The organism is Novosphingobium sp. (assembly GCF_036820275.1).
Lineage (GTDB): Bacteria > Pseudomonadota > Alphaproteobacteria > Sphingomonadales > Sphingomonadaceae > Novosphingobium.
Window position 1 is genome coordinate 23,118 of sequence record NZ_DAISLT010000035.1, and the last position, 25,405, is coordinate 48,522.

Here is a 25,405-nt window from a genome sequence, read left to right on the forward strand (position 1 = left end):
CCGGCATGCTCGGCATGATGGGCATCGGCCTGCTCGGCCTGGCCTACGCGCGCCGCCGCAAGCGCCGCGACTGATCCGACGCTCTAAACAGCCTCAAGCCGTCGCCGGTCCCTCAACCGGCGGCGGCTTTCGCTTTTCCAAGGTCGCGGGTGATTTCCGCATTGTCCGGATCGGCGCTTGCCGCCGCTTCGAGCAATTTCCGCGCGCCCTTCGGATCCTTGCCGAGTTCCAGACGGACGAGAGCGGCGGCATGGAGGCGCTCCGGATCGCCGGGCGCCAGCTTCAAAGCACGATCGACATAAGCGATCGCCGCCTTGGCCTGCCCCGATCGCGCCGAAGCCGTGGCGAGATAGCCGAGCACTTCCGCATCATCCCCGCGCCGAAGCAGTTCGCGATAGGCGGTCAGCGCGCCCGCCCAGTCCTGCCGCGAGAGAGCGGCCTGCCCCTCGTCCGCCAGGGCCATCGTCGCCTTCAGACGAGCGGGATCGAGACGGGCTTTCAGAACGCCCGCCTGCGGATCGCCCGAGGCCCGCGCCGCGCGCTCCGCCAAAGCCAGCACTTCGGGACGTGCCAGAGTGCCTGCCGCAAGTGGCTTCAGCGTCGCCCAGGCGCCGCGTGGATCTCCAGTCGCCAACTGGGCTTCCCCCAGCATCCTACGTGCGTAGAAGTTCTGCGGCGCCAGCAGCAGGGCACGGTTGAACAGGACCCGCGCCTGTTCCGCCTGGCCGAGACGAAGCAGCGCTTCCGCGTAAGTGAGGCCTGATCCGGAAGAAGGATCGAGGCCCCCTTCGCGCCCTTGCAGGGCAAGTCGGATCGCCTCCCATTCCCCTTTCTCGGACAGAAGCTGAATACGCAGCTCCTCGAGCGCCGGATCGTCGGAGCCCGTCTTCCGCGCTCTCTCCACGACTGCCATGGCCTCGTCGACTTTGCCCTGCTCGTCATAGGCATTGGCCAGCGCCAGCATGGGCGGCACCTTGTCCGGATAGGCCGCTATGGTCTTGCGATAGGCCGCGACCGCCAGATCGGTCTGGCCGCGCGCGCTGGCGAGGTCTCCTGCAAGTACGAGCGTGTTGTAAGAAGAAGGCGCAAATCTTTGCATTATATGTAAAATATCTGAAACACGCCCGAGGTCACCTGCGTTCAACGCGAAACGCGCATACGCGACGGCAAGCGGCAGATCGTTTCCAGCCTTCATCCCCTGTGCGAAAGCGTCGGCCGCAGCCTTGTCCTTGCCGAGTGCCAGATAGGCTTCTGCTCGCAGTCGCCATGCTTCGGTGTCAAAATCATTTACAATCAACATGATCGCGTCCGAAGCTCTGCCGCGCAGGAGGGCGATACCGGCCTTGAGGCGCTTCATTCCGGCGCCTGTCTCTCCTGCATGTTCGAGGCGCGAGACGGCCCGCTCCGCGGCATCGGCATCTCCCAGTGCGATCTGGGTGCTGGCGAGCAGCACCAGAGCTTCGCGATTGCCTGGCTCCTGCTCCAGCGCCGAAAATAACTCCGTCCGCGCTGCCGCATAGTCCTGCGCGACAAAGTCCGAACGTGCCTTGTCGAGCGGCGCCGGGCCGCTATCGCCGCAAGCGCCCAGCATGGCCAATGCAAGGGCGGCAAGCGACAGGCGGACGGCGGTGTTCATTCCCCCGGCCTAGGGCCAAGCCCTGAAATTTCCATGAAGCCCGTTCGCCCGTTTCACAAAGACTCGCCGCGCAACTGGTAATACGGGCGGAGTGACGCTAAGGCGCGGCCAAACATTTCTTCCGGAGTTACACATGGGTTTCCGTTGCGGAATCGTGGGCCTGCCCAATGTCGGCAAGTCGACCTTGTTCAATGCGCTCACCGAAACGCAGGCAGCGCAGGCGGCCAACTATCCTTTCTGCACGATCGAGCCCAACGTCGGCCAGGTCGGCGTTCCCGATCCGCGCCTCGACAAGCTGGCCGAAATCGCCGGTTCGGCCAAGATCATCCCGACGCAGCTGTCCTTCGTCGACATCGCCGGTCTCGTGCGCGGCGCCTCGAAGGGTGAAGGCCTGGGCAACCAGTTCCTCGGCAACATTCGCGAGGTGGACGCGATCGTCCACGTCCTGCGCTGCTTCGAGAACGACGACATCCAGCACGTCGACGAGCGCGTCGATCCCATCGCCGATGCCGAGACGGTCGAGACCGAGCTGCTGCTTTCCGACCTCGAAAGCCTGGAAAAGCGCGTTCCCGCCGCCCAGAAGAAGGCCGCGCAGGGCGACAAGGAATCGAAGATCATCGCCTCGGTCCTCGGCCAGACGCTGGAACTGCTGCGCGACGGCAAGCCCGCCCGCCTGACCCAGCCCAAGGACGACGACGAAGCCCGCGTCTTCGCGCAGGCCCAGTTGCTGACCGCCAAGCCGGTGCTCTACGTCTGCAATGTGGAGGAAGAATCCGCCGCCGAAGGCAATGATTTCTCGGCCCGCGTGTTCGAAAAGGCCAAGGCCGAAGGCGCCACCGCCGTCATCGTCTCCGCCGCGATCGAAGCCGATCTGGTCGGCATGGACAACGAGGAGCGCATGGTCTTCCTCGAAGAGATGGGCCTCCACGAAACCGGTCTCGCCCGCATCATTCGCGCCGGTTACGACCTGCTCGGCCTGCTGACGTTCTTCACCGTCGGCCCCAAGGAAGCCCGCGCCTGGACCGTGCACAAGGGCGCCAAGGCCCCCGACGCCGCCGGCGAGATCCACTCGGACATGCAGCGCGGCTTCATCCGTGCCGAGACCATCGCCTATGACGACTATGTCGCGCTGAACGGCGAATCCGGCGCCAAGGAAGCCGGCAAGCTGCGTCAGGAAGGCAAGGAATACGTGGTGCACGACGGCGACGTCCTGCATTTCAAGTTCAACGTCTGATCCTGTTCAGGCGGCGCAGGTTTTCGAACCTGCGCCGCCACATAAAGCTGTTTCCTCGAAAGATTCGAGGATCGGGCAAGGCCCCTCGTCCGACCCAGCGCATTCGTGGGCAAGCCGCCGCAGTGACTGTCTGGCCGCTTCCAACTGCGCAATTTCCCGGTCCAGTGCCGTCAGGCGCACTTGCGCCATTTCCCGCGCCCTTGGCCGGTCTCCGGTGTGATCGAGGCTGATGAGTTCGGCGATCTCGTCGAGAATGAAGCCTGCCGCCTTGGCCGAGCGGATGAAGCGCAGCCGCCGCACGTCCTCCTCGCCGTAATGCCGCTGGCCTTTCGCGCCGCCGATCGCTGCCGGTCGCGGATCGAAGAGCAATCCCTTGCGCTGGTAGAACCGCACCGTCTCCACGCCGACGCCGCTCGAACGCGCCAGTTCCGAAATCGTCAGGGCCATGCTTGACTCCGTACCATGGTACGGAAGGTATAGGCCGAGTCATGTCACAGACGCCAGCCCGCATCGCCGTTCTCCATCGCATGGTCATGGAGAAGCATTCCTGCCCCTGGGGGATCAAGTCCAAGTATCTGCTGGAAAAGCTCGGATACGAGGTCGAGGATCACTGGCTGACCACCCGCGACGAAGTGGATGCCTTCAAGGCCGCGCACGGCGTGGCGACGACACCCCAGACCTTCATCGACGGCAAGCGGGTCGGCGGCTACACGGACTTGCGCACGCATTTCGGCCTCAAGCTCCACGACCCTAAGGCCAAGACCTATCGACCGGTTCTAGCGGTCTTCGCGACTGGGCTGGGCCTCGCGCTGGCGGCTAGCTGGGCGGCATTCGGCACGCCCTTCACCTTGCGCAGCGCCGAGTGGTTCGTGTCGATGACGATGATGCTGCTGGCCATGCTCAAGTTGCAGGATGTCGAGCAGTTCTCGACGATGTTCCTCGGCTACGACCTCCTCGCCAAGCGCTTCGTGCCTTACGCCTATGCCTATCCGGTGCTGGAATGGACGGCGGGCGCGCTGATGACGGCCCATGCCCTGCCCTGGCTCTCGATCCCGATCGGCCTCGCGATCGGCGGCATCGGCGCTGTCTCGGTGTTCTACGCGGTCTACATCCAGAAGCGCGAACTGAAGTGCGCCTGCGTCGGCGGCTCGGGCGCGGTGCCGCTGGGCTTCATCTCGCTGACCGAGAACCTCTTCATGGTCGCGATGGCGCTGTGGATGCTTGCCCGTTAAGTGATGGCAAGCATGATATAACAAGACATCGACCTGTCATGATCGCAGGTCTAGGGGGTGGCGATATGAAGAGACTCGCCCCCCTGTTCGGCGCGCTTGCCCTGCTCGCCTCTCCCGCACTCGCCAAATCCGCCCCGAAGCCTTCCGAAGATCGCCGCGAGCCGGTGGTCATCCTCGTCTCGATCGACGGATTCCGCGCCGATTATCTCGATCGCGGGATCACGCCCTACCTCTCTGCCCTGGCGGCCGGCGGGATCAGCGCCGCGATGCGCCCCTCGTTCCCCAGCAAGACTTTCCCCAACCATTGGGCGCTGGTTACCGGCAAGGTCCCGGACCGCAACGGCATCATCGCCAACGGCTTCGAGGACCCTGCTCATCCGGGCGAGAAGTTCACGATGTCGAGCGACGAGCCTTACTGGTGGGACGAGGCCGAGCCGATCTGGGTCACGGCCGAAAAGGCGGGCATTCATACCGCCACGATGTTCTGGCCCGGCTCCAATGTCGCCTGGGGCGGTACGCTGGTGAAGGAACCGTGGAAGACCGTGACCGGCGGCGTGCGCCCGCGCGACTGGCAGCAGTTCAACGGCGCAGTATCGCCGACGCAGCGGGTCGATGCGGTGCTGGACTGGCTGCGCCGTCCCGCCGCGAACCGGCCGAAGCTGGTGACGCTCTACTTCGATCAGGTCGACACGGCCGGGCATCACTACGGTCCGGATGATGCCAATACCAATGCCGCGATCACCGATGTGGACGGGGATATCGGCAAGCTCGTGGCAGGCCTGCGCGAACTCGGTCAGCCTGTCGATCTCATCGTCGTGGCCGATCACGGCATGGCGGCGATCTCCAGCGAACGCGTCGTCGCGCTCGACACGATCGCCGATCCCGCACTCTACAAGCTGGGCGACACCGGCCCCTTCGCGGCGCTGACGCCGTCCGAAGGCAACGACGCGAAGCTCGCCGCCGCGCTGGCAGGGCCGCACGATCACATGCAGTGCTGGCCCAAGCGGGACATTCCCGCGCGCCTTCACTACGGCAGCAACCCGCGCGTAGCCCCGTCCTTCTGCCTGGCCGAAACCGGCTGGCAGATCGCCGCGACCAAACCCGACAAGGTCGCTACCGGCGGCACCCATGGCTATGACAATGCCGCTCCGGAAATGGCGGCGCTGTTCGTCGCGAATGGACCGGACTTCGCGCCGCGCGGCAAGCTCGCGTCCTTCGACAATGTCGACATTGCCCCGCTCCTGCGCGATCTTCTTCGCCTTCCTCAAGCCACCGACGGCGACGGCAACGATGCGCCTTTCCGGGAAGTTCTGAAGAAATAGACCTCAGGATCGGCAGGTAACCTCGCCTTCGGACATGAAGGCGACCCGCTCCTGCGCATCGTGGAGCACGAGTTTCGCAGGCCAGTGCATCGTATCGGACCCGCCCGCCTTGTCGGGCAGGCTCACCAGATCGACCCAGCTCGCCAGACCGACGTAAGTGGAGCGCGCATTGCCCGGCAACTGCGCGCTCTCTTTCTTGGCGGCGTAGCGCTTGAGATCCCCGCCGATGCGCATGAAGCCCTCGTCGGCGTTGGCGATGAAGATCGGGTCCTTCTCCCCCGGCTTGCGGAACGCACAGCCCGGCTTGTCGAGGCCGTAGCGGGCCACGTCGATCTCGGTGATGGCATGGGGAATGATCGGCTTGAACGGTTCCTTGCTCATCCGCTCGACCATCGCCACATCGTGGGCGTTCTCTGCCGCCTCGCCCTGCGGATTGTCCTTTCCGCAAGCTGAGACCAGGAGCAAAGGCAGCAGAGCAAGGGTCGGTTTTCGCATCATTTTCGCCCGAACAGTTTCTCGATATCGTGGTGTGCGAGTTTAACCAAGGTCGGTGCACGAACGTGGTGTTATCGCCCAACTATTTTCGGGTCAATGCGCGGGCAAGAAAGTTGTTCCAAACCCGCAGAAACGCTGGATGAAATCGGCGTACAGTCGCGAACGTGGAAGCTACTTCCGGTACAGTCCTTGCTCCACGGCAGGAAAGGCATGTTGACGGAGGCAAGCTCGATTAGGCACATAGTCCGAAGGACATCCGGTCGAATGATAAACAGACCGGCTCCTTCCAATCGATAGCGGTAACCATCGAGCCGTAGCCTCGCATGATGACGCCGGACGAAGGAAGGAAGCAAGCAAGCTATGAACGAGAACGACGCCAAGGTCCTGAGTAAGCTAGCGGACAAGAGTCCGGGCTGGACCGTCGCCGCAATCCTCATTCAGCGGCTCCCGCTCATCATCGGCGCCTGCCTCGGTACCACCGGCGCGACAGCACTGATCAGAGCGATGTTCTAAAACGCATGGCCGTATGTTCCCCTTAGGTTCCGAACGTGGTTCCTCATAAAAGAGTTTATATGGCTCACGAGAAGTTGCTGCTTCACCTGCAATGACTCGCCTGAATGCCAGCCAATCTGCCGATTCCAGCGGTCAAGGCAAAACACGAGCCCTTATGGCTGCTAGCTCGCACAGGCCCGTTCCATATTCATTCGGCTTGACCGGACTCAGGTCACAGCTGCACAGAGTCCGAAGGACATCCGGGGTCGATTCAAACTTCGACCAACGTCGTCGATGATCGCGGCAACTGATTCGCTTTAACGCGTAATCCGTGCCGTTGGAGGACGAAGGATGATGGACGAAAACACCGAAAAAGTTCTGAGCAAGTTGGCTGACAAGGGCCCAGGCTGGACGATCCTCGCCATGCTGATCCAGCAGCTTCCCCGAATTATCGTGGCGATCGTTGGAACTGCCGGTGCTGCTTCCCTGTTGAAGGCCGTCCTCGCGTGATTCCCGCCGCACGGTCTGGTCAATTTCATTTGGCCTGGCGCGTTACCAAGTGCAGCCCCTTGACCTCAACATGGTCGTGACAGCACAAAGTCCGCAGGACATCCGGCTCGATCCAAACATCGACCGCCTTCACCGATGATGACGGCAATTGGTTCGCTTTAGGGCGAAATCCGTTCCGCTGGAGGATGAAGGAATATGGACGAACACCAGGCAGCATCGGTGAAGCTGCTCACTGAAAAAGGCGGCGCATTGTGCGGCTTGGCCGCTCTGCTCATCACGCACAAGCGATCGCTCATAAGCTTCGTGGCGAGCCCCGCTGTCCTCTTTTTCGGTGCCAAGGCTTTCGGGTTCCTGTGATGGTCCGTTACGCGGCCAACAGCAAGGGAAGGAATTTCACAAGGAGCCCGGCAAGAGCGACTGTCGCACCGGACACCAGGCCGACGATCAACCTTCCACCGGCCAAGACTCCTTTCTCCCGCGCCCGCTCTGTCTCGATCGTCGAGAGCCGTTCTTTCACGTCTGCATAATCGGCCAATTTCGCGCCCTGCTGAATTGTTTCCTGCTCAAGAGCGGTAAGGCGTTTGTCGTGACCGTCTGCCCGACGCTCCATCGCATCGAGCTTTGCGTGGATTTGCGCAAAGCCGTCGCCGACCTTCTGATCGAGCCGAATCAGCAAATCCCGCATGGCCAGCGAATCACTCACCGGCAGATTCCTTCACCACGACACCATCCGGGACGATTGCAGCGATCGTTAGGATGATCATCGAAACCCATGGATATGGGTCCGGTAGAAGCGCCGAACTGGCGACGCCCGTGCCGATCATCATCCAAGTTGAACGCTCGTTCAGGCGCATGACGAGATAAGATAGTGCCTTTTTCATGATGGTATTTAGCCAGTTGGCCGGTCAGGCCGGGTAAGTCTTCCAGGAAAGCTGCCAGTGCGGACCGTCCGGGAAATTCGGCCAGTCTCCGCCCCATTCAAGTTCGACATCTTCTTCCTCGGCCGCCTGTTTGATGGCCTTCTCCAGCACATAGAAATGCGCCCAATCCCACGAGACCTTGCCCTCAATATATGGCGCGAGGTCCACCGCATGACCGGTGAGGTGCCGAGAATTCATCGTCTTCGATTTCCCCGTTCGGACCATTTCCCGTTGCCTCTCGATGGTCCGCAGACCCTCGACCACGGTGAAGTCGATTGGGGTGATCTGGATCGCGCGCTTCACGACGCGGACCAGGTCGGGCTTAACGCCTTGGAGGCGAGACAGCGAGCGGGCGGAGAGGATGAAGAGCATTCCATATTTAGGCTCGACAACCAATGTGATGGTTTTGCTCGCTTGAGCGCGGAGGGTCTGACGATGGCGGAAAGACGGATGAGGATAGGACCGCGCACGCGATCCTGTTCACGATCGTCAAACGCCGGACGAACGAACCGGCGATCGACGATCCTGAACGCCTCACACTTTTCAGCTCATGAGATCGCTTGTGGTGCGGCGCTATTCGTCACCGTCTTCTTCCTCATCCAAAGAAAACTCGATTTCTTGCTCAAGTTCTTCCTCTGACTTAGCCCCCTTCATGACGCTCGTGATATCACGCGCGACCCTTTTTGACGAAATCTTAGTCCAGGAGGTCATCGAGGACGCTTCTATAAAAGCATATCCACCATCAGCCATTTCGATCATCGTCCACCCCAAGATGTCCAGATGCTCTTCATACTCTTCGATAAAGGCTGATCTTAGACGTTGTCTCTTGCTAATCTTGCACAACGATTGTCGGCTCATTCGAAATCGCGTGACTTTCTTAGATAACTCAGCGGAATATCGAGTGACGTTAAGCACTGTGGCCAGTGCGACCACGTAGGCAGATGGCAGCTTCATAAAACCCCTTCAAGTTGCGGAAACCACGATTCGGTTTTGAGAGACACCGAATAAGGTTTATCTGTCACCGTATTAGGTCTCCGTCAACTCCCAGCCCATCCGAAATCTGAAAGTTTGACCCTATCATCGGTTGGCTTGGAACTGCCCACCACGTACTTGAAAACGAGAAACAGGGATTCGACGAACTTTATGGCATTTGAGATTCAGACCGCGCTCTTCAGCTTGGGCGGCGTTGTGATCGGGGGCGGGATTTCCTCTGCGACGACGTGGCTGATAGCTCGAAGCGAGCGGCGAAAGTTCGCGAGAGAGAAAACGTGGGACGTCCGTCGGCAAGCTTACACAAAGATCATAGCCGAAATGGTTGTGGCGACTTCTTGGGCTAACGAGATGGAATTAGGTTTTCGCCGAAACCCGCGCGAGTACGAGAAATCTCCAAAGGCGGACAAGGATAGCGGCGAATTCGCTGGATGTGTTGTAACTGCGAAAAGAGTATTCATTGCGAACCGGCTGATGCTTTCACAGCGGTTTGTCGCCGAATTTGATGCGATAATGAACGATTTCGAACGCGAGAATCGCGAAACGCTGATCCAAGCGAACCTTGTAAGCAAAATCCACGAAATCTTCGAGCGCGGTACGAAGCGACTCACGGAGATCGGGATTTCAGAAACGGTGGCTAACCTTACGTAGCCGGTCCCGGCAAAGATCATTGACTATTCTGATCTTTGCCTGGTTTGCCGGTTCATCACGGTTTGTAAGGCCGGTTATTCGTCGCCTGATGGTAGAGGAACCAGGTCGTTCCAGCTTCGGCGTAACCCTTCGCCGTTTCGCTTGCGAGTTTCTCCTGGAAGCATGCCTCGGATTTCGTCGCCGCCGCTTCGAGCGCTGAGCCGGTCATCCCCATATCGAGCAAGAGAGCCGCGCCTGCCAGGGTGCCGTCCATAGCCTGACCATCGCGAAGGTAGGTCTTGCCGTCGATCGTGTAAGTGTCCCACGACGGCGTGCGACCGTTGGCGTTTGCGACGGCCGTGAAGGTGCCGGGAAGTTTCGACACATCGCCGCCCACGGCCTTCACCTGCGCTTCCGACCAATAACGGAAATTGTAGTCCGAGCCTGCCATTTCGGAATCGAAGGCGTCGTTCACGCGGCCGATGATCCGTTTGTAGTGCATCGCCTTCAGCCAGTTCACGATCTCCGCTGCCTTCGGGCTCGCTGCACTCAGGGCGTCAAGGAAGCCGACCTTGTGGGCAGCATGCAGGGCCGAAAGCCAGTATCCAACTTGGAATTCGCTCGTCACCAGACCATCAGCCGTCCACGAACAGGGGCCAAATTTCGCCGCGCCTGCGAGGGTGGCGAGCTTGTTATCGACATCACCATCACCGTTCAAAATGTTGGTCGGCGGACGCAGGAAGCAAGCGCCATCGTTGTCGTACCATTGATCATAGAAAGTTTCGAAATCGAAGACGATCCAATCGAAGACTTCCTCCCGGCTATAGAGGCGGGAGGAATTGGTCGATGCGGTCTTCCAGAGCAGGGCCGCGTGCATGAACGGCCAAGCCGCTTCGCGCGCTGCGAATGCGTTCGGGTCCCAAATGCTCGACAGGATGGTATTACCGTACAGGCGGACCTGATCGGAGAAATTCACGCCAAGCATCGCAAATTCCGGCGTCTGGAACATCAGCGAGCCCCAATGTGGATATTGGTGGGCATGGAGCGCATCGATTTCGAAACCGCCAAAGTAAGGCTTATCAGCCGTGGCGCCGCTGCCGGGCACGTTACACCGCAGCGGATTGCGCGAGGTCGTCCACTCGGACAGGCGGCCGACCTGGGCATACCAGACACTATCATCGGGAACGCTGGTCTCGCCATAGCCGTAATAATGGTTCCGCATCGTGACGTTGCGCCGCGCGTTATTCCGGAAAATCGGGGTGATTTTTCCATTCGTCACCGCGTTGAACGGGTCGCTGACGTACCCGGTGAGATAGTCGAGCGCGATCGAATGCATCGATGTGTCGTCGTGTGCACGCTTCGAGGTCACGTCGCGCGCGTAGAGGGCGACAACCTCCGGCATGATCTGACGATCGCCTCGCGTACCACCAGGACCGACGATCGGCGAACGGCCCATGATGTTGAATGGCGTGTACTGGAGATGCAGGCCAGCGTTCGGCGTGGCACTGATCTCGGTGTAGAGCGCCTTGTACGGATCACGGGTGCTTGCAGCGTAATCCTTCATTGACGCGTAGGTCTGCTCGAAGGGTTTGTGCGGCATGATCTTCCAGTTCGCAAAGCCGTTCATCTGGCCATCGCCGCCAGCGCCACCCGCCGCGATGCGAAGATCGAACCCGTTGAACGAGTAGCCAGTATGCGAGGCGAAGGGCACCCGCACATCGTATGTCGGGACATTGGCGTAGAGAAACGACTGCGGATAGGCCGAGGGCTCATGGCTGCGCCATATGATGCCCGAGCGGACCGTGCCGTGGGGATACCACCGATTGCTTTCAGAAATCATCGGCACACTGCGGCCATCGTACAAACCTTCCCAAACCGGCTTGGTCGAGGTCGCGTTCAACGGCTCGCCGTTCGGCTTCTCGACGCGGCCGAGCAACGTGCCAGCATTGTCGTAGATCATCCATTTGTGCGGACGCATGTACGTGTTCAGGCCGGAAGGATCGCCGAACGGTGATGCGACGGTGTCCGAGGAATACACGAATTGGAATTGGACGTAGTTGCCCTGCCGGATGCCCTCGCACCCGTAGCGGATGCCATCGAGAACCGGCGCCGGACCAGTCGGCACGACTTCAGTCCAGGAACCCTGTGCGCCGAAAAGCGTGGTGTCCTCGAAACGGCAGTTCTGCGCCGAAGGTTTTGTCATCACCAGTTCGCCAGCGACTACGCCCGTGCCGGTGCTCCAATCTTCGAGGACGGCCTTGTAGGCGCGACCAGCGGGCAGGACCATTTCACCGACGATGACCTTCAGGTCGAATTCGTCGGTGCCGTTTGCGACATAGGTGAGGACATGCTCGGGCTGCTGAGTGGTCACGCCGGTCGCATCAACCACCAGATTCTGAAGGTCTTCCGCCGAGATAGGGCCGTCCGCGATTGTGGTGTACTCGGTCGCCACATCATGGGCACCCACGCGCAGGCCGACATACTCGACCTCAAGATCGGCAACCGAATTTGACGTGTTATCGACGGAGGCGTTGATCTGATAATCGGCGGCAGCGGTGATGCGCGGTTTGCTCTCCGTGGGCTTCGACGCGCCGTACTGCTGGCCGTCAACGTAGAACGTGACCGTTCCACCGACGCCGTTCGGATCATCGACCCACTCTGTTTCGATCAAGCGGTTTGACGCGGTCAGGTCGAAAAGTTCGTCCGAATAGACCAGGCTGCTCCCGCCGCCATCGCGGTAGCAATAGAACTCGATCGCCGATTTGCCCCAATGAATCTTGTGCGACAATCCGCCGCCGCCCCAGGCTTCGAGGGCTCCCATCAGAACACCGTTGCCGACATCAGTCGGGGGAACGCCCTTAAAGATCAGACGGATCGAGGGTGGCGTCTGCGTCGTAGCGGCATCGCTGCTCGACTTGAATTCCATCGCTAGAGGAGGCGTCTTGAGGTACGAATTCTTGTTCAAAACGACGTGACCGTTGCGGTAGGAAGCGGTTCCTTCACCGGCTTTGGATATAGTCATGCTGCCAGCGAATTGCTCGCTGACGATCGGATAGGGCGATCCCGTCGCACCGGTAGTCCAAGTCGAATTCTTGGAGGTGATGATCTCCCTGTCCCACTTGCGACGAATGCGGAGAGCGCTGTCGGCGAAATTGCGACGAAGGACGAAGGATGCTGGCGAGCCGTTCACATCGATGCCGAGGGGAGTGATCGCATTGAATGGCGCATAGAACGTCGTTTCGCCCGACAGATCGATCGGGCCACCAGGGTTCTCTGGCTGCGGCGGCGGCACGTTCATCAGGCCGAGGGTGATTACGAAATTGGATGCCGTTGCGTGCAGGTAAAGCGCGGCACCCATCGAGGTCGTGTCCTTCGGGATCATGACCGTCGAGGACTGCGTCAGGGTGACATTCGGAGCACCCTCGGCCACTGGAATAACGAGGAACTTCGATGCGCCGCCGACCGGGATGCCCGCGAGTTGCTGGACATCCACCAGAGCGCCCATTTCAATCTCGCCGGTCATGCCATCGACGCCGTCGCGTCCGTCATTGCCCTTCAAGCTATCGAGCCAATCGTCTTCGGTTCCGGTGAAGCCGTTCTCAACCGCCAGGTCGTAGGCGGACTTGCCGACCTGGGCGCCGCCGTTCTGGAGAAGATACTCGACATTCTTGGCGGTTCGCAGAACGTCTGTTTGCAGCGGCATGAGTGTATAGCCGATCTCGCTCGCACTCTCGCCGGGGTAGGGTCTCACCAGCGTCAAGGTATTCGCGCTGGTGATACGGGAAACCGGGAATGTCAGACCATCGATATTGAGCGCCAGGCCAGGATACTCGTATATCCAAGCGGTCCCCACGCCCTTCACTTCAAGGGAATCGTGTTCGACGGTAACCGTGCCAGTCTCAAATTTGTAAGCCATGATACTCCGAGTTCTTTAAAATCGAAGTATTTATGCAGGAATAGGCTGAAGCTTACTCGCGTTTGGGGAACCGATCTTTTGTGTATTGAATGCGCTTCCGCCAAAGTTCGAGGGAAGCGTCGTGATATATGAGGTCAAGTTGCTCCTCGATGCTCGGATAATCGGCTTTTCGCGCCTCGGCGTAATTCTTTTTGATGCAAACTTTCATACGGCTATTTATAGTCCGACCGGCACTTTCACGACTTCATCGCGAAAATGAAGATGTGACAGGTGGATCGACATCATGCCTTCGACGTTAGCGTCCAATTCGATTTCGCCATCGTCGATGACCAATTCCAGGCCCTCAACGATCGCGACCGTTCCACTCGGGATTTCGGCAACCCGGTTTCGCGAAAACGTGACGGGGAATTTCATTTTCTCCGCCACAGCATTGGTTTCGATGTCGAAATAGATTCCGTTCGGATCGAGATTGCCCTCAACGGTAACGGTGAAGGCTGCGCTTTCGGGTGGAGCCATTCCGGGGAGGGCGACCAGCATCATGAGGCGCCCTTCGTGATTAAAATATGCCGTGCTCATTATCGTTTTGTTCCCACGAGGGTCATTACAATGTCGCGAACGTAGATGTTGCGCGCGACGGATTCCTGGATTGCGGCGGTGGATTGGCAATCCGCCCGGACCCGCACTTGCGCACCGGTCACCACGGTCTTCAGAATGCCTGGAATGCGCCAGTAGCTGTCACCACTGTTGGTCCCGACGCCCATGACGGGTGCTCGGACAAGCTGCCATCCTCCACCGGTATCGATGTAGAGGCGGATGATACACGCCGCATCGTATTGATCGTTCACGTTGCCATCGATCGTACAGAACACATCGACCAGACCGTTCCCGGACACACCGTCGCCGATCGTCATCCAGCCAGTTTCGAGATAGGTCCGGGTCGTGTTCGCGGGGACATACATGTCACCGGCCGTGACGACCTGGTTCGCGGTGATGGCGCCGCCCGCTACCTTCAGAGTGTCGATCGCCGCATTGCCGATAGATGCGTTCTGAATATAGACGCCGGTCGGGTCGGCATAGAAAACCTGCTGCGGGGATCGTCCGGGGGACATGATTCGGAAACTGTCGGTGGTCCACGACATCGACGAAAGGCCGTTCTCCATCACGAGGCCACCGCCTGCCACGTAAAGCTGGCCGTTGATGTCTTGCTGGACTTTCAGCGTCCATGCAGACTGAAGATTGCCCTCAAGGGTTGCGAGCGTTGAGAAACGGTTCTCGATTGATGCACCTGAGCCGTTCACCGAATTGAGGCGGCTCTGGAGGGTCGTGATTTCTTGCGCGCGAGCCCAATTGTTGTTCGCTTCGGTTTGCTGAATCGTCTGAACGACCGCCTTGATCCCGGTGCCGGGCGTGTTGAAATCGCTGCTAAGCGTGTCGATACGGTTCGACAGCGCGCCATCTCCATTCACGCGCGCGGTACGTTCCTCTTGGATGCCTGCCTCCCGAGATGATTTCTCATCCGTGATCCGCGTACCAAGCTGGGTGATTTGCTGTGAGGTCCCTGCGCTGCCATCATTGACGCTTTTCTGAACAGCCGAAATGGCGGTCTCAGCATTGCCCACCCGAGTTTCAATGCGAGTTGCGCGTTCGGCGGTTGCGGACTCCAGATCAGTCGTGGCTTTCCGGACATCCTCGATCGCTGCGGCAATGTCGCCGGTCTTCGCCTGAAGCTGCGATAGCGTCGAGGCTGTCGCCGCGTTCTCCGTCGTACGCACCTCCTTCTCGTCGAGGATGCGCCCTTCATTCTCGTCGGTGCGGGCGATGATGTCGGTAAGCTGGCTTGCGAGCGCTTCTTTGTCGCTTGCATACGTCTGGCTCAAGTCGAGCAAGCCCGCTTCATTGTTCCTCATTCTCGACGTGAGATTCAACAAATCTTCGGAAACGATCGCGCCGGTTTCGTCCACGTAGATGCGGAGATCGCGGATCGCGACGGCATTGCCCTCCGCCAGCGCAATGCTCTTCCGCATGTTGATCGCGCCATACTTAACATGAAGCGCGGCAAGCTGTTCGATCGGCTCATGGATCAGGCTAGTGACCAAATCCGGCAATTGCTTGATCACGTTTTCGTGCTGGTCGATTGCCTCGGTCACATCGTCCGCGTCACGATCGCCGACCGGAGTGCCAGATGGTGCACCGACCGTCGCATTGTCTTCGGGCTTGCCCGCTCCGCCGACGGACGACCAGGCAAAAGATTCATCCCCTGCCAAACCCGGCCCATAGATCGTGCGATCGGACGTGGCGTTCAGAATGCTGCGATAGGAAACCGCCACCTCATACGCAGTCCCGGTCGTAACGCCCGCGATCTCGATGGTCGTGGTGTCGCGGGGGTAAACGCCGTACTGAATCCATGACGACGTTCCAGCGGGTCGGAATTCGATGATGATCTCGCGGGCGTACGGATTGTCGTAAGCACCAGTGACCCGAATGATCGGCTTAGCTGTGCCGTTTTCCGAGGTGATCTGTCCGCCCTGAACGCTCCACGCCAATGCTCCCGGCGCATCCATATCCGAAGGATCGTATCCGTTCAGAGTAAGGGATGCGGGGGCGACTTGGCTTTGTCCCAAGGCGAACGCATGCTTACCGTCGTTCTCCGACCGGAAAGTCACTGCGACGGTCTGGCTGTCAGGGCTGTATTCCCGGTTCGTGACGATGCATTTGACGCCTTCGGCCGCGATCTCCGGGATGTCTACGATCGCCGCGTCTCCGACCCGCAGCGCAAGCGCCCGCATCTTCAGGACGGCGGTGAAGGTCAGGAACTCACGGGAGTTGACGAGTTTGTAGGTCGCAAGCTGGTGAGCCTGTGCGGCTCGCTGGACCATCATAAGTTCGACTTCTTGGCTAGCGACCTGGCCATTGTCCTCGGCAACGTAAACCGCCGACGAAACCTCCTCGCCCTGAATGAGGTTCCAGAATTGTGTCGGCTCGCGGTAGGTCGGAATGACTGCGTTGTACCGATCCCGGAAGCTGCCCGACGCTTGAACCTCGAAGTCGCCAACCACATCGGACGAGGTGATCGTTGTGACCGCAGTGACCGGCGTATTCACGAGGCATGAAATCATCGCGCCACGGGCGATCGGGACACCGCCACCGGATGCGAGGATTGTTGCTAGAACCGAGAACTTGTCGTCGCCGCTGGTGACTACCCCACCGCAGGTCCAACCATTCGCGTCGGCGACATTCGCTCCGCGCACGAATGCAGCGAGATCAACCTCCGACGGCTTCGCACCGATGCCGCAAATCTTGCGGCCGTTTCGCCATTTACCGAGCGTCCAATGCAGAGCGCACAGATACGGGTTTTCGGAGAATTCCCACGTGGTGTCGTCGGCAAGCCGGTGCGAACCCACCCCGCCTGGATAGGTGGAATCCTTGCGCGGATCGTAGACGGACACACCGAAGGCCGTCCATTTGAATTTCGGCAGCCCCTGCGGGAATTGATCCGTGTCGTACTCGGCACGTACAAGCGCCAACGCGTGGCCGCTGGCGTGACCGGGTGAATTCGGAGCCGGTCCGAACGTCCCGAAGGCCTGTGAGATCGTCTCCTTGGACGGTGCCTCGCCGTGCAAATAGCGAACGCCGAGCTTGTTCTGGTAGAGCTTTTTTGAAGTCGGGGTCGTCGAGGCGACCGTCGCCATACGGGTTGCTGGAGCACCTGTGAAATTGACAAGCGCATCGTTGGCATAGGTGTATTCGATTCCGCCGATCGGCCCCGCGACACTCAGGGCCACGGCCATGTAGAGAATGGCATTTTTCTTGCCGGAGGTTTCTCGATAAATGACCGTGCCGCCCGTAGCTGTATGACCGTAGAGCACCGGCACCGGAGCCTTCGTGTCCAGCTTTACGTCTAGCTGAGTTCCCGCGCTACTCGGCGACGGGACCTGCATCGTCAGCATCGAGACCGCCATCATGGCGACACCAGCAACAGTGGCGATCGTCGCAAGGCTCACGCCCGCAATCGCAACGGTGAGGCCGACGGCAGAAGCGATCGACCCGGCCGCAAGGAACGCGGCGCCCAGAACGGGCAGGACCATTGGCATTACGAAACCCTCCAGGCGACAGTGCACACGGAGGTCGGCCCCACCATACAGCGGCCATTGGCGAACGCGATGAGGTGTTGGCCGGGATCAATCATGACGCCGAGACCCGTCCACTGATGGTCATCCGTGCCCCCAGGGAAGCCGACAATGTCGCCGGTGATCGCCATCGCGGGCGGAATGCGCTCGAAGCCGTAGCTATCGACCAAGTCCTCCATCGAGGAATAGCCGAGCTTATGAAGCGCGCGCTTTGCACCGATCTCGGTCGAATATTTCCGTGCCTTCGACCTCACGGTCTCGAAGCCAAGGTTCTCCACGTGCGTGGCCGCCAGAGCCGCACAATCGAACTCGCCCCAAGCGAAATCTTTGTTCAAGAATTGGTCTATCGTCGTCTGCGTCTTCGTGACGCGCTCAAGCAAATCCATGCCTTATTTATCGCGGGCAGCGATCGGCCGACCTCACTTCCAAAGGCTCGACGGTTTCAGGACATCACGGCCGGAACCCACGGGCGTGGTCGCAGGCGTGGTGGCGTCGGCGCCCCACATTGGATCGATGACCGAAGACACGTTGAAATTAAGACCGGTCTCACCCGGCCATATCGCTTGGTGCCAGACCGAATTCAGCGCTTCGCCTTCGTTGATCGCGAATAGGCGATCGAACCCGGACACCGTCTTCAATTCGCACGACAGGGTATTCTCGCCGACGCTGGTGACCACGGTGTCGAGGCGCCCGCTCCAGAGAAGCTCGGGCACACCGATGACATTGCCGGTCATGTCATCGACGACGCCGACCCACACACGGACTGTCGAGCCCTGGTTCTCCGGCTGCGAGAGTTCGCCGAGGGCGCCGCTTGACGGTGGCTGGATGCGAAGGCTCATCGAGGGGGCCTCGCTGGCGATGTTTTCCTGGATACTGTCGATGCCGCCAAGGGTCCCGAAGACACTATCGATGCCGGTGAATTTCACGGCGGCCCCATCGACAGAGAAAGTGATTTCGGCCGAAGCGTCCAGCAAATTGATCGCCGTCCCCGTGGTGATGAGATCGATCCGGACCGCTTGGAATGTTCGAAGGAAAGGCGCCGTAAGCGCCGACAGCATGGTCGCTTCCATATCAACGCGCCTCGTCGATCTGGAATGACAGGCCGAGGTTTTCCGCAAGGCCGACGGACCATGATTGCGAATTTCCGCTCACGAAACCTTGGATTTTCGGCGCGCCGAAGTTGACAGTCTCGCCACCGGCCAGGCTGACTTTCAGCGAGGGAAGGATCGTGAGGGTTGATCCCTGCACCGCTGTGATCTGGTGGAGGTAGTGAACTCCATTCTTCTCGATGGAAAATAGCTGCCCGACTACCTTTTCGGCACCGCCGCCATTTACGCTGATCGACCGCCCAGCCGTGACAGCCAGCGCAATCGTGCCGGTCGTCCACACGCCGGTATCGATTCCCGGCTGTGGAACGGTCATGATGATCTGATCGTTGAGCCCCTGGAGGAGCGCCGCAATGATCGGGCCAGCTTGGCGCGGATACATCTTTCGGCAATCGACACGCAGGGACCACTTGTCGCCAAGCCGCGCGATCCGCTGTTTTGGACCTCCCAGGAAAGGCTTGTGATCCGTAGCGGAAGAAGTGAGCGTGATCTCGGTCGTCGAGCCAAACGGAAGTGAGGGAAAGGTAATCGCCATCCCATATTTAGCAGGATGGCAACTACGTCAGTGTCGCAAGATAGCGTTCCGGGAACGCTTGTTCTGATCTCGATTGATAAGTTTCTGTGCGGCCTGAACCGCCTGGATACTGCCTTCCTGAACCCATCCCTTTACCGCCGATGTCAAGACAGCATCATCCGCGTTGACGGTCGTATGGAGGGTAATCGATTGGCCCCCTCCCCCACCTTCTGCCCGCTGGGTAAGGGCCGATTTCAGGAGGTTATTCGGGGCAATCTGCGAGCCACCGGGCAGATACATTAGTTCCGGCCCCTTCTCTCCGACCATCGATAGACCGCCGCGCCAGTTGTTCGTCCCCATGGCGTTGGCGCCGATTTCGACGGAGCCGGTGGGCTGTTTCCCAAGGCCGATCGCGGTTTTTCCAAGACCATTGAACCCAAGCGCGCGGCCGATCGCCTCGAAGATCACGAAGCGGATAGCCATCTGGATCAATTCCGCGATCATCGATTTCGCCATGTCGGAAAACGCTTCCTTCAGGCTCTTCGCGCCCATGATCGCATCGGTCAGACCGGAGGTTAGATTGTCGAGCGCGCCGGTCGCGATCTCGCCTAACTGGTGATTCAGCGATCCGAAGGATTCTGCGTGTTTGCGGATTTGATCGCGAACCGTGGGGTCTTCGTCGTTTTGATCATGACCCGTGTGGCTGGTCTCGCGACCTTGCGATTTGGCGAAATCCTGCTCCATCTGTGCAAGGATCGAAGCGATCCGTTCCTCGGTAACGCCGAGCAAACGAAGCTCTGCCTGATATTGCTTTTTCCGAAGGTCGAATTCGAGGCGATCGGCTTCCTGACGCTTTTCCAGCGCCTGAAGCTCGTAATCGTGTTTCTTCCCGTAGGTGCGAGCATACTTTGCGCGATCCGCCAGTTCATCGGCCTGTGCGCGCAGGGCTTCAGCTTCGGCCGCGACCGTCTTTTCAGCGATAGCATTCTTTCGCTCGGCGACATCCTTGCCATTCTCCGCGACTAGGTTCGCTTCCTCGATCGCCGCGAGTTCCTTCTCACTGGCGATCAGCTTGTCAGCAGCGGCCCTGGTCAGGCTCTTGTTCGCCACGCGCTCGTTGATCGTGTCGATCTTGCCCTCGGTTTCTAGGGCGAGGATTTCACGCTGAAGGCGAAGACGGTCTTCGAGATCGTTGGTCTGTTCGAGGGTTAGTTGGCGGCGGCGTATTTCGAGATCGCGTGCCTCATCGGTCCCATCGGAGGGCGCTTTCTTCCCGCCTTTCGTTTTGTCGGGGTCGGCAGGCGGCGCGGCGCCCGGCTTCTCGATGAATTTCTCTCGTGACTTTGGATCAAGAAGAGCATCCCGGACAGCCTTGGCATCGGCGAGGTCCCCAGCTTCTTGGCTGTTCTTCGCTGCATTTTCGGCTTGGCGGTCATACGCTGAGCGCCCGTCATTGATGCCGAGCTTCCGGTCCATCGGGTCGAGCCCGAGAACAGACACGGTCGGTGCCGCCTTGGATTTTTCCTCGGCAACTTTCTTGTTATAGCGGGACTGCGCCTCGGTGACGGCAGCATTCGCGATATCGTAGGCAGCCTGACGTGCAGCCTCGGCGAGAAGCTGGTATTTGTCGGTCAGCGTCTCGACATCGACCTTGAGCCCGCGAAGCTTCGCCCCGGCCACAACGCTTGCTTTCGTGACGTTCCCTGTCGCAACAGCGGCATTCGTCGCCGCATCGCGTTCCAGGTCCAGCTTGACCGCCAGATCTCCGACCTGGCGCTGAAGATCGAGAGATTTCTGATTGGCCTCGGCTGTCGAATAGGCCCAATACGCCATGCCAGCGGTGACAGCGACTAGCGCAAGACCCAACGGGCCGCCGAGTATCGCGAGAAGACCACCGCTTGCTACCGTGACACCATTCATGGCCGTCGCACCCAGCGCGATGGATCGGGATGCCACGTTATAGACGGCGGCGGTCTGCGCCATTGCGACACCATTGGCGATCAGCGCGGTAGTTGCCCGCGCGATCCCAGGTATGAAGGTGGCCGCATAGATGCCCGCGATGATAGCAAGGGCATTGGCTACCGTCGGCAGATTGTCGGCGAGTTTCTGGATAATTTCAACGAGCAGCGCGGACGCGCCATGCGCTTGATTGGCTTCGCCGACATACTTCGTGAAACTATTGGAAAGCGCGGTGAAGGCCTGTGCAAGCGTGGTTGTCGATTTCGACGCCATTTGATCCAGAACGGGCTTTCCGGCCAGGACCGCTTCGAAAAATTCTTTCGTGTAAACCTTGCCTTCGCGCATCTCTCTCTTGAGACGTGCGACGCTGCCGCCCCATTTATCACTGCCTGCGGCTGCGGCATTGAACAAGGGACCGGCGCCATCTGCCACCGAGGCCATGTCTTCCCAGGAGAGTTTCGCATCGCCCAGGCCCTGTGCCAACTGGAGAAGCGCTGATTCAGCCTCCTGTGCGGAGCCACCCTGTGCACGAAGAGCTATGGCAACCGCGTCCGTGAACTTCATCACATCAGCTTGACTTGCGCCAAGTGCCCCGGCTGCGGCTGTGGTTCTGCCGTAGAGGGTTGCGATTGATTCGATGGCCGCGCCATTTCGCTGCGCAATGGTGAAAAGTGCGTTCTGCACCCTTGCCAGATCGTGGGATGCGACCCCAGCGACCTTCAGCGTGTTCGTGAGGCGGGTCCAGCTATCAGCCGCTGAAGCGATCTCCCGCGCGCCAAATAGACCCGCGATGATCGGAGCGAGGCGCCTTACCTCATCACCAAGCGATCTAAACTGCTTGGTGAGTTTTTCAGTCGGATTGTTGTCATTCCAAGCCTTCGCCGCGCGCTGCGCGGCGCGGGCTTGGTCTGAAGCAAGCTGTGCAGACACCTTCGCGTTAAGCTGCTGCATACGCTTGATGCCGCGCTCGAAGTCAGTGATATCGGCAGCAAAACGGGTGTTAAGAGCATTAGAAGACGCCATCCCATATTTAGGCGTCGGCGCGGATCGACTGACTCGGTGCGCCGTAAAGCGACATCATACGCTCGAATTCATCTTCGGTTGGTGCGCCGGGCCCTTCTGATGCTGACGAATGGAACTTGCGGAAGCCCGACATGGTGAAATTGTATTGCCAGAGCGACATGGCATTCACGTCCATCGGCGTGAAGTTGGCGGCACCAGCGGCTTCGTAGAATTGGCCCCACGCGATCAATCCTCGATCGGTGAGGCCACCAGAGGGTCCGCATCGTCATCCTCCACTTCGGGGAGTTCGTCAGGAACGCCCATCAACGCCGCGAAGACAACCTCGGATGCGGGCTGCACGTAGCCGAAGAGAGAACCTTCGATGAGATATCGGGAGACCAGCGTGTAGGCTGATCGAGGGTCAAGGCCACCACCGATGAGTGCGAGACGGATCGTCTCGATCACGTCTTCGACTCTGAAGGAACCGTCGATCAGGCGTTGGGCAAGAACGTACGGTCCAACGCCCGTCTTTTCCTGAAGTTCAATAAGCTGCCCGATCTTGAGGCAGAGATCGTATTCGCCATCGCCGACGAATACATTTCCAATTTTTGCGGAGCGCATGGGGATTGTCATGGCAATATTTAGCCAGGACAATCCCCACAGCGTTTAGGCGATCGGCTTCTGCGAAACTGCGCCAGCCTGTTCCAGCGTGAGATCGCAGGTCGCAGACTTGAGGCGGTCACCGGTAATCGCAAAGCTCGTCAGCACGAACGGACCTTCGACGATCACGTTTCCAACGATCGCCTGGACGTTTCGAATTTTGCCCGAAAGCGACCATTCGATCCATTCCGGCACGTCAGCGTGGTCAAGCATGCCCGACCCGTCGATCTTGGTATCCGTGCTCTTTACACGACGGATCGTCTGCGCGGGCGCGCTCTGATCGGCAAGGTCAATCAGTTCGTCAGTCTCGGTCGAAGTCGAGAACGAAATACCGCGCGTAGTGTTGATGACGTTCGGCGCAGTAAAAATTTCAGGGGATTCACCATCACCAAGTTTGACGAGAATTTTTTCACCCAGGATAGGCTCAATGTAGGACATTAATGGACTCCAATAATAACGTATTTCACGGACTATTTATTATGAAGGAGCCATTACCCTCTTAGATTGGCTGCAAAAGGTATCGGAACTCGATACTCGCGTGACCGATCTGATTATCTTTTTCTGTGAAATATCGCGTTTCTTCGTGCCAAAACTCTTCTGTTTGAAAACCCTCAAGCACCAGTTTCTGATCGAGCGCCGCCGTCACTTTCGCCGCCAAAACCTTGTGGTTGGGCTTTCGAGCGAACACAGAGACGGTCGCGAAGCATTCGTACATCTCTGCGGATTCATTCTCGGCAAGGATTTGGTCGTCGCCGATCACGACCCACGGGAGCGAGGTTTTTGTCGGGACCGTGTAAAAGACGTTTTCAAGGCCCGCGTTGGTGAGCGCGGCGAGCACGGCTTTTTGGAGCGGGAAACTAGGGTCTTTCATATGGCGAGCACCTCCTTCAGCGCTTTGCGCATTGCGCGCCGCAGGGCAGTGCGATGGCGCTTGCGGAAAATCTTGGTGAGCGGAACCCAAAACGGATTTGCGGGAACGTGCGAACCGTCCGCCGCGACATGGCCGAATTCCAGCGGGATTGCGTAGAACAGGGGCGTCGAGCCGATCGAGACGACCTGTTCCATGAGACGGGGGTCACCGGCCTCGACCTTAATGGTGTCGGCGATGTGCGGCCCGTGTTCCGATCGAGGTGCGATCTGACGCCCGCGCTTTGCCATGGCAGTGGCCGATCGGCGGTTCGTATCGTCGATCGTGTCTCGGACAATCGAAGGCAGCATGCCCAAACGTCGGGTGAAATCGTCGATCGCCTTTGTGTCCACGATCCGCTTAGTCATTGAGGCCACCGCGTTCGGCGATGATGTTGACCTGGCGCCCGCGACCTTCGAGATCGCCCACCCACTTGATATCGTAGGCAGCACCGGTCTCGTCGATCATTCGATCGCCAATAGAAATGTCTGCCGTGGGGATACGCAAAACGACATCGTATCGAGTGATGCCCGAGGCACGGGTCGATCGGATTTCTTCGCCACCACGTTCGGCCGCGATGTATGCGCGCACCGGTCCGACAGCGGTGTCCCAGGCATCGACGACGCCGCCCATATCGTCACGAAGCGTGGATCGACGCTCGATCGTGACCCTATGGCGAAATTCCCCGGATCGCGGTGGTGTGTACATCATTCGTCGCCGTCGTCACCAAGGACCGCGTCGAGGATTCCTTGCACTTCCTCTCGAATGAGGTCCCCGCGTGCAACAATATCAGCGCGGTTGATGAGATCGTCTTCGGCGAAATCCGAGTACACGGCAAAACCACGAACGATCGCAATTTCGGCAATATCGTCCTCGACTTCCCCTTCGTAATGGGCGCGAAATGTCGTCCCCACCGGTTCAGTCGCCGCGTGATGATAGTCCTTCTTGAAAAATACCTTCTTCATGGAGGTATTTATCCAAAGGCACGATATCGTCCGAGGATGGCCTCGACCGCAAATGGGACAACCTTGAAATCGGCCGCCGCGACCGCTTCCCGGTTCTCATAGAGATGGGAAATCAGCAACAGCGCCGCATGCTTGAGATCGGCCGGGACCGTCTCATAGCCAGCGGTGAAGGTGACTTTCACCCTACCGAAATCGGAGCGACAATGCGGGTGGTATCTTCCAATCACGCGGGCAGGAGTGCTGTTGAGATCGGCGGAATACAGGGCCGGATCGATGACCTGGCCGTCGGCAGTGATGCTGTCGATCGAGCGGACCGGGCAGAGGTCGATATCGAAGCACTTCGGCAACTGATCCATCGTCAGGACCCATTGCGACGGTAGCAAGGCGATTCCGGCGCCGCTCGGCCCTTCGATATAGCTGGTGGCCACTTCGATCAGGTGCGCGATATACCCGTCGTCGAGATCGTGCATGACACGCAGATGATCCCGCGCCTCGGTGAGCGTCAAAAGCGCCTCGGTTGGTGCGGTGACCCGCGTGACACGCAGCCAGTCCATTATTTCGACACCTTGGTCCGGCAGCGGCTCGCGGCTTCCTTGGCGGGAGCGACAGCGGCTGTCTCGGTAGTCTCGGTTGCGGGCTTCGTGGCGGTGACATCAATGGCTTCGGCGATACCGAATTCGATCCAGCGGGCGCCTTCATCGGTGGTGACGATATCGCCAGGCTGGTGGTTTGTGGTGGGGCCGACAAGGGCCGAAATCATGCGGACTTTCATGCCGATATTTAGGCTC

30 protein-coding genes are annotated in these 25,405 nt (G+C 59.4%); 7 read left to right on the plus strand and 23 right to left on the minus strand.

Translation table 11 applies throughout. From position 1 onward, the window contains the following. Positions 1-112 precede the first annotated feature (112 nt). Positions 113-1,636, minus strand: coding sequence for a tetratricopeptide repeat protein (locus tag V7066_RS21670; RefSeq protein ID WP_334185063.1), 1,524 nt, complete (start codon positions 1,634-1,636; stop codon positions 113-115). 133 nt (positions 1,637-1,769) lie between these two features. Here V7066_RS21670 and ychF point away from each other — a divergent pair, with 133 nt between their 5' ends. Then, positions 1,770-2,870 (plus strand): redox-regulated ATPase YchF, encoded by a 1,101-nt coding sequence (ychF, locus tag V7066_RS21675; protein ID WP_334185064.1) that lies wholly within the window; start codon positions 1,770-1,772, stop codon positions 2,868-2,870. Positions 2,871-2,876: 6 nt separating this feature from the next. Here the strand turns inward: ychF and V7066_RS21680 are convergent, their stop codons facing one another. Beyond that, complete coding sequence (locus V7066_RS21680; RefSeq protein WP_334185065.1) at positions 2,877-3,317, minus strand: MerR family transcriptional regulator; 441 nt, start codon at positions 3,315-3,317, stop codon at positions 2,877-2,879. A gap of 41 nt (positions 3,318-3,358) precedes the next feature. Here V7066_RS21680 and V7066_RS21685 point away from each other — a divergent pair, with 41 nt between their 5' ends. Together V7066_RS21685 and V7066_RS21690 are read left to right on the plus strand one after the other, a co-directional pair. After that, complete coding sequence (locus tag V7066_RS21685; RefSeq protein ID WP_334185066.1) at positions 3,359-4,102, plus strand: glutaredoxin; 744 nt, start codon at positions 3,359-3,361, stop codon at positions 4,100-4,102. Between the two features lie 65 nt (positions 4,103-4,167). Further along, positions 4,168-5,424 (plus strand): alkaline phosphatase family protein, encoded by a 1,257-nt coding sequence (locus tag V7066_RS21690; protein ID WP_334185067.1) that lies wholly within the window; start codon positions 4,168-4,170, stop codon positions 5,422-5,424. A 3-nt stretch (positions 5,425-5,427) separates the two neighbouring features. Here the strand turns inward: V7066_RS21690 and V7066_RS21695 are convergent, their stop codons facing one another. Then, positions 5,428-5,919 (minus strand): hypothetical protein, encoded by a 492-nt coding sequence (locus V7066_RS21695; RefSeq protein WP_334185068.1) that lies wholly within the window; start codon positions 5,917-5,919, stop codon positions 5,428-5,430. A 360-nt stretch (positions 5,920-6,279) separates the two neighbouring features. Here V7066_RS21695 and V7066_RS21700 point away from each other — a divergent pair, with 360 nt between their 5' ends. The 3 genes from V7066_RS21700 to V7066_RS21710 all read left to right on the plus strand — a co-directional run bounded on the left by V7066_RS21700 (position 6,280) and on the right by V7066_RS21710 (position 7,278). Next, the gene (locus V7066_RS21700; protein ID WP_334185069.1) at positions 6,280-6,432 is read left to right on the plus strand and encodes a hypothetical protein; all 153 of its coding nucleotides are present in this window, start codon (positions 6,280-6,282) and stop codon (positions 6,430-6,432) included. Positions 6,433-6,762: 330 nt separating this feature from the next. Then, entirely contained in the window at positions 6,763-6,921 is a 159-nt protein-coding gene (locus V7066_RS21705) for a hypothetical protein (protein WP_334185070.1), read from the plus strand. A gap of 195 nt (positions 6,922-7,116) precedes the next feature. Next, on the plus strand, positions 7,117-7,278 hold the full coding sequence (locus V7066_RS21710) for a hypothetical protein (RefSeq protein ID WP_334185071.1): 162 nt from the start codon (positions 7,117-7,119) through the stop codon (positions 7,276-7,278). A gap of 7 nt (positions 7,279-7,285) precedes the next feature. Here the strand turns inward: V7066_RS21710 and V7066_RS21715 are convergent, their stop codons facing one another. The 4 genes from V7066_RS21715 to V7066_RS21730 all read right to left on the minus strand — a co-directional run bounded on the left by V7066_RS21715 (position 7,286) and on the right by V7066_RS21730 (position 8,795). Next, a complete protein-coding gene (locus V7066_RS21715; protein WP_334185072.1) occupies positions 7,286-7,624 on the minus strand; it encodes a hypothetical protein in 339 nt (112 codons plus the stop codon). Further along, positions 7,617-7,802 (minus strand): hypothetical protein, encoded by a 186-nt coding sequence (locus V7066_RS21720; RefSeq protein ID WP_334185073.1) that lies wholly within the window; start codon positions 7,800-7,802, stop codon positions 7,617-7,619. Before V7066_RS21720 ends, V7066_RS21715 begins: the two co-directional genes overlap by 8 nt. Positions 7,803-7,826: 24 nt before the next feature. Then, positions 7,827-8,213 (minus strand): M15 family metallopeptidase, encoded by a 387-nt coding sequence (locus V7066_RS21725; RefSeq protein WP_334185074.1) that lies wholly within the window; start codon positions 8,211-8,213, stop codon positions 7,827-7,829. 201 nt (positions 8,214-8,414) lie between these two features. Then, positions 8,415-8,795: a hypothetical protein gene (locus V7066_RS21730; protein ID WP_334185075.1), complete on the minus strand. Its 381-nt coding sequence runs from the start codon at positions 8,793-8,795 to the stop codon at positions 8,415-8,417. A gap of 189 nt (positions 8,796-8,984) precedes the next feature. On the opposite strand from V7066_RS21730, the gene V7066_RS21735 reads away from it, so the two are divergent. Continuing rightward, a complete protein-coding gene (locus tag V7066_RS21735; RefSeq protein WP_334185076.1) occupies positions 8,985-9,482 on the plus strand; it encodes a hypothetical protein in 498 nt (165 codons plus the stop codon). A 55-nt stretch (positions 9,483-9,537) separates the two neighbouring features. Here V7066_RS21735 and V7066_RS21740 read toward each other — a convergent pair whose 3' ends face one another. From V7066_RS21740 to V7066_RS21815, 16 genes are all read right to left on the minus strand, one after another. Next, complete coding sequence (locus V7066_RS21740; RefSeq protein WP_334185077.1) at positions 9,538-13,377, minus strand: hypothetical protein; 3,840 nt, start codon at positions 13,375-13,377, stop codon at positions 9,538-9,540. 216 nt (positions 13,378-13,593) lie between these two features. Further along, positions 13,594-13,953 (minus strand): hypothetical protein, encoded by a 360-nt coding sequence (locus V7066_RS21745; protein ID WP_334185078.1) that lies wholly within the window; start codon positions 13,951-13,953, stop codon positions 13,594-13,596. Beyond that, on the minus strand, positions 13,953-17,468 hold the full coding sequence (locus tag V7066_RS21750) for a phage tail tip fiber protein (RefSeq protein ID WP_334185079.1): 3,516 nt from the start codon (positions 17,466-17,468) through the stop codon (positions 13,953-13,955). The genes V7066_RS21745 and V7066_RS21750 overlap by 1 nt, the downstream gene beginning before the upstream one ends. Continuing rightward, entirely contained in the window at positions 17,468-17,890 is a 423-nt protein-coding gene (locus tag V7066_RS21755) for a DUF6950 family protein (RefSeq protein ID WP_334185080.1), read from the minus strand. The genes V7066_RS21750 and V7066_RS21755 overlap by 1 nt, the downstream gene beginning before the upstream one ends. A gap of 33 nt (positions 17,891-17,923) precedes the next feature. Next, complete coding sequence (locus V7066_RS21760; protein WP_334185081.1) at positions 17,924-18,574, minus strand: hypothetical protein; 651 nt, start codon at positions 18,572-18,574, stop codon at positions 17,924-17,926. 1 nt (position 18,575) lies between these two features. Further along, a complete protein-coding gene (locus V7066_RS21765; protein WP_334185082.1) occupies positions 18,576-19,145 on the minus strand; it encodes a hypothetical protein in 570 nt (189 codons plus the stop codon). Between the two features lie 27 nt (positions 19,146-19,172). Continuing rightward, positions 19,173-22,106 carry a tape measure protein gene (locus tag V7066_RS21770; RefSeq protein ID WP_334185083.1) on the minus strand — a complete coding sequence of 978 codons (2,934 nt, stop codon included), beginning with the start codon at positions 22,104-22,106 and terminating at the stop codon, positions 19,173-19,175. A 7-nt stretch (positions 22,107-22,113) separates the two neighbouring features. Continuing rightward, positions 22,114-22,335, minus strand: coding sequence for a hypothetical protein (locus V7066_RS21775; RefSeq protein WP_334185084.1), 222 nt, complete (start codon positions 22,333-22,335; stop codon positions 22,114-22,116). Further along, positions 22,332-22,706 carry a gene transfer agent family protein gene (locus tag V7066_RS21780; RefSeq protein WP_334185085.1) on the minus strand — a complete coding sequence of 125 codons (375 nt, stop codon included), beginning with the start codon at positions 22,704-22,706 and terminating at the stop codon, positions 22,332-22,334. The genes V7066_RS21775 and V7066_RS21780 overlap by 4 nt, the downstream gene beginning before the upstream one ends. Before the next feature lie 45 nt (positions 22,707-22,751). Continuing rightward, positions 22,752-23,183, minus strand: a complete 432-nt coding sequence (locus tag V7066_RS21785; protein WP_334185086.1) for a phage tail tube protein — start codon at positions 23,181-23,183, stop codon at positions 22,752-22,754. Positions 23,184-23,244: 61 nt separating this feature from the next. After that, positions 23,245-23,616 carry a DUF3168 domain-containing protein gene (locus V7066_RS21790; RefSeq protein ID WP_334185087.1) on the minus strand — a complete coding sequence of 124 codons (372 nt, stop codon included), beginning with the start codon at positions 23,614-23,616 and terminating at the stop codon, positions 23,245-23,247. Continuing rightward, positions 23,613-24,020, minus strand: a complete 408-nt coding sequence (locus V7066_RS21795; protein ID WP_334185088.1) for a hypothetical protein — start codon at positions 24,018-24,020, stop codon at positions 23,613-23,615. The genes V7066_RS21790 and V7066_RS21795 overlap by 4 nt, the downstream gene beginning before the upstream one ends. Then, positions 24,013-24,360, minus strand: coding sequence for a head-tail adaptor protein (locus tag V7066_RS21800; RefSeq protein ID WP_334185089.1), 348 nt, complete (start codon positions 24,358-24,360; stop codon positions 24,013-24,015). The genes V7066_RS21795 and V7066_RS21800 overlap by 8 nt, the downstream gene beginning before the upstream one ends. Beyond that, on the minus strand, positions 24,360-24,617 hold the full coding sequence (locus tag V7066_RS21805) for a hypothetical protein (RefSeq protein ID WP_334185090.1): 258 nt from the start codon (positions 24,615-24,617) through the stop codon (positions 24,360-24,362). The genes V7066_RS21800 and V7066_RS21805 overlap by 1 nt, the downstream gene beginning before the upstream one ends. An 8-nt stretch (positions 24,618-24,625) precedes the next feature. After that, positions 24,626-25,171, minus strand: coding sequence for a head-tail connector protein (locus V7066_RS21810; RefSeq protein ID WP_334185091.1), 546 nt, complete (start codon positions 25,169-25,171; stop codon positions 24,626-24,628). Then, complete coding sequence (locus V7066_RS21815) at positions 25,171-25,377, minus strand: hypothetical protein (protein WP_334185092.1); 207 nt, start codon at positions 25,375-25,377, stop codon at positions 25,171-25,173. The genes V7066_RS21810 and V7066_RS21815 overlap by 1 nt, the downstream gene beginning before the upstream one ends. Positions 25,378-25,405: the final 28 nt, after the last annotated feature.

What these genes read in the sequence shown, in the direction of transcription:
- V7066_RS21795 (WP_334185088.1), bottom strand. Translation starts at nt 24,020, where the DNA reads ATGACTAAGCGGATCGTGGACACAAAGGCGATCGACGATTTCACCCGA.
- V7066_RS21730 (WP_334185075.1), bottom strand. Translation starts at nt 8,795, where the DNA reads ATGAAGCTGCCATCTGCCTACGTGGTCGCACTGGCCACAGTGCTTAAC.
- V7066_RS21700 (WP_334185069.1), top strand. Translation starts at nt 6,280, where the DNA reads ATGAACGAGAACGACGCCAAGGTCCTGAGTAAGCTAGCGGACAAGAGT.
- V7066_RS21760 (WP_334185081.1), bottom strand. Translation starts at nt 18,574, where the DNA reads ATGGAAGCGACCATGCTGTCGGCGCTTACGGCGCCTTTCCTTCGAACA.
- V7066_RS21810 (WP_334185091.1), bottom strand. Translation starts at nt 25,171, where the DNA reads ATGGACTGGCTGCGTGTCACGCGGGTCACCGCACCAACCGAGGCGCTT.
- V7066_RS21695 (WP_334185068.1), bottom strand. Translation starts at nt 5,919, where the DNA reads ATGCGAAAACCGACCCTTGCTCTGCTGCCTTTGCTCCTGGTCTCAGCT.
- V7066_RS21800 (WP_334185089.1), bottom strand. Translation starts at nt 24,360, where the DNA reads ATGTACACACCACCGCGATCCGGGGAATTTCGCCATAGGGTCACGATC.
- V7066_RS21770 (WP_334185083.1), bottom strand. Translation starts at nt 22,106, where the DNA reads ATGGCGTCTTCTAATGCTCTTAACACCCGTTTTGCTGCCGATATCACT.
- V7066_RS21755 (WP_334185080.1), bottom strand. Translation starts at nt 17,890, where the DNA reads ATGGATTTGCTTGAGCGCGTCACGAAGACGCAGACGACGATAGACCAA.
- V7066_RS21765 (WP_334185082.1), bottom strand. Translation starts at nt 19,145, where the DNA reads ATGGCGATTACCTTTCCCTCACTTCCGTTTGGCTCGACGACCGAGATC.
- V7066_RS21790 (WP_334185087.1), bottom strand. Translation starts at nt 23,616, where the DNA reads ATGAAAGACCCTAGTTTCCCGCTCCAAAAAGCCGTGCTCGCCGCGCTC.
- V7066_RS21670 (WP_334185063.1), bottom strand. Translation starts at nt 1,636, where the DNA reads ATGAACACCGCCGTCCGCCTGTCGCTTGCCGCCCTTGCATTGGCCATG.
- V7066_RS21745 (WP_334185078.1), bottom strand. Translation starts at nt 13,953, where the DNA reads ATGAGCACGGCATATTTTAATCACGAAGGGCGCCTCATGATGCTGGTC.
- V7066_RS21690 (WP_334185067.1), top strand. Translation starts at nt 4,168, where the DNA reads ATGAAGAGACTCGCCCCCCTGTTCGGCGCGCTTGCCCTGCTCGCCTCT.
- V7066_RS21685 (WP_334185066.1), top strand. Translation starts at nt 3,359, where the DNA reads ATGTCACAGACGCCAGCCCGCATCGCCGTTCTCCATCGCATGGTCATG.
- V7066_RS21680 (WP_334185065.1), bottom strand. Translation starts at nt 3,317, where the DNA reads ATGGCCCTGACGATTTCGGAACTGGCGCGTTCGAGCGGCGTCGGCGTG.
- V7066_RS21720 (WP_334185073.1), bottom strand. Translation starts at nt 7,802, where the DNA reads ATGAAAAAGGCACTATCTTATCTCGTCATGCGCCTGAACGAGCGTTCA.
- V7066_RS21815 (WP_334185092.1), bottom strand. Translation starts at nt 25,377, where the DNA reads ATGATTTCGGCCCTTGTCGGCCCCACCACAAACCACCAGCCTGGCGAT.
- V7066_RS21805 (WP_334185090.1), bottom strand. Translation starts at nt 24,617, where the DNA reads ATGAAGAAGGTATTTTTCAAGAAGGACTATCATCACGCGGCGACTGAA.
- V7066_RS21750 (WP_334185079.1), bottom strand. Translation starts at nt 17,468, where the DNA reads ATGCCAATGGTCCTGCCCGTTCTGGGCGCCGCGTTCCTTGCGGCCGGG.
- V7066_RS21740 (WP_334185077.1), bottom strand. Translation starts at nt 13,377, where the DNA reads ATGGCTTACAAATTTGAGACTGGCACGGTTACCGTCGAACACGATTCC.
- V7066_RS21780 (WP_334185085.1), bottom strand. Translation starts at nt 22,706, where the DNA reads ATGCGCTCCGCAAAAATTGGAAATGTATTCGTCGGCGATGGCGAATAC.
- V7066_RS21735 (WP_334185076.1), top strand. Translation starts at nt 8,985, where the DNA reads ATGGCATTTGAGATTCAGACCGCGCTCTTCAGCTTGGGCGGCGTTGTG.
- V7066_RS21785 (WP_334185086.1), bottom strand. Translation starts at nt 23,183, where the DNA reads ATGTCCTACATTGAGCCTATCCTGGGTGAAAAAATTCTCGTCAAACTT.
- ychF (WP_334185064.1), top strand. Translation starts at nt 1,770, where the DNA reads ATGGGTTTCCGTTGCGGAATCGTGGGCCTGCCCAATGTCGGCAAGTCG.
- V7066_RS21725 (WP_334185074.1), bottom strand. Translation starts at nt 8,213, where the DNA reads ATGCTCTTCATCCTCTCCGCCCGCTCGCTGTCTCGCCTCCAAGGCGTT.
- V7066_RS21705 (WP_334185070.1), top strand. Translation starts at nt 6,763, where the DNA reads ATGATGGACGAAAACACCGAAAAAGTTCTGAGCAAGTTGGCTGACAAG.
- V7066_RS21710 (WP_334185071.1), top strand. Translation starts at nt 7,117, where the DNA reads ATGGACGAACACCAGGCAGCATCGGTGAAGCTGCTCACTGAAAAAGGC.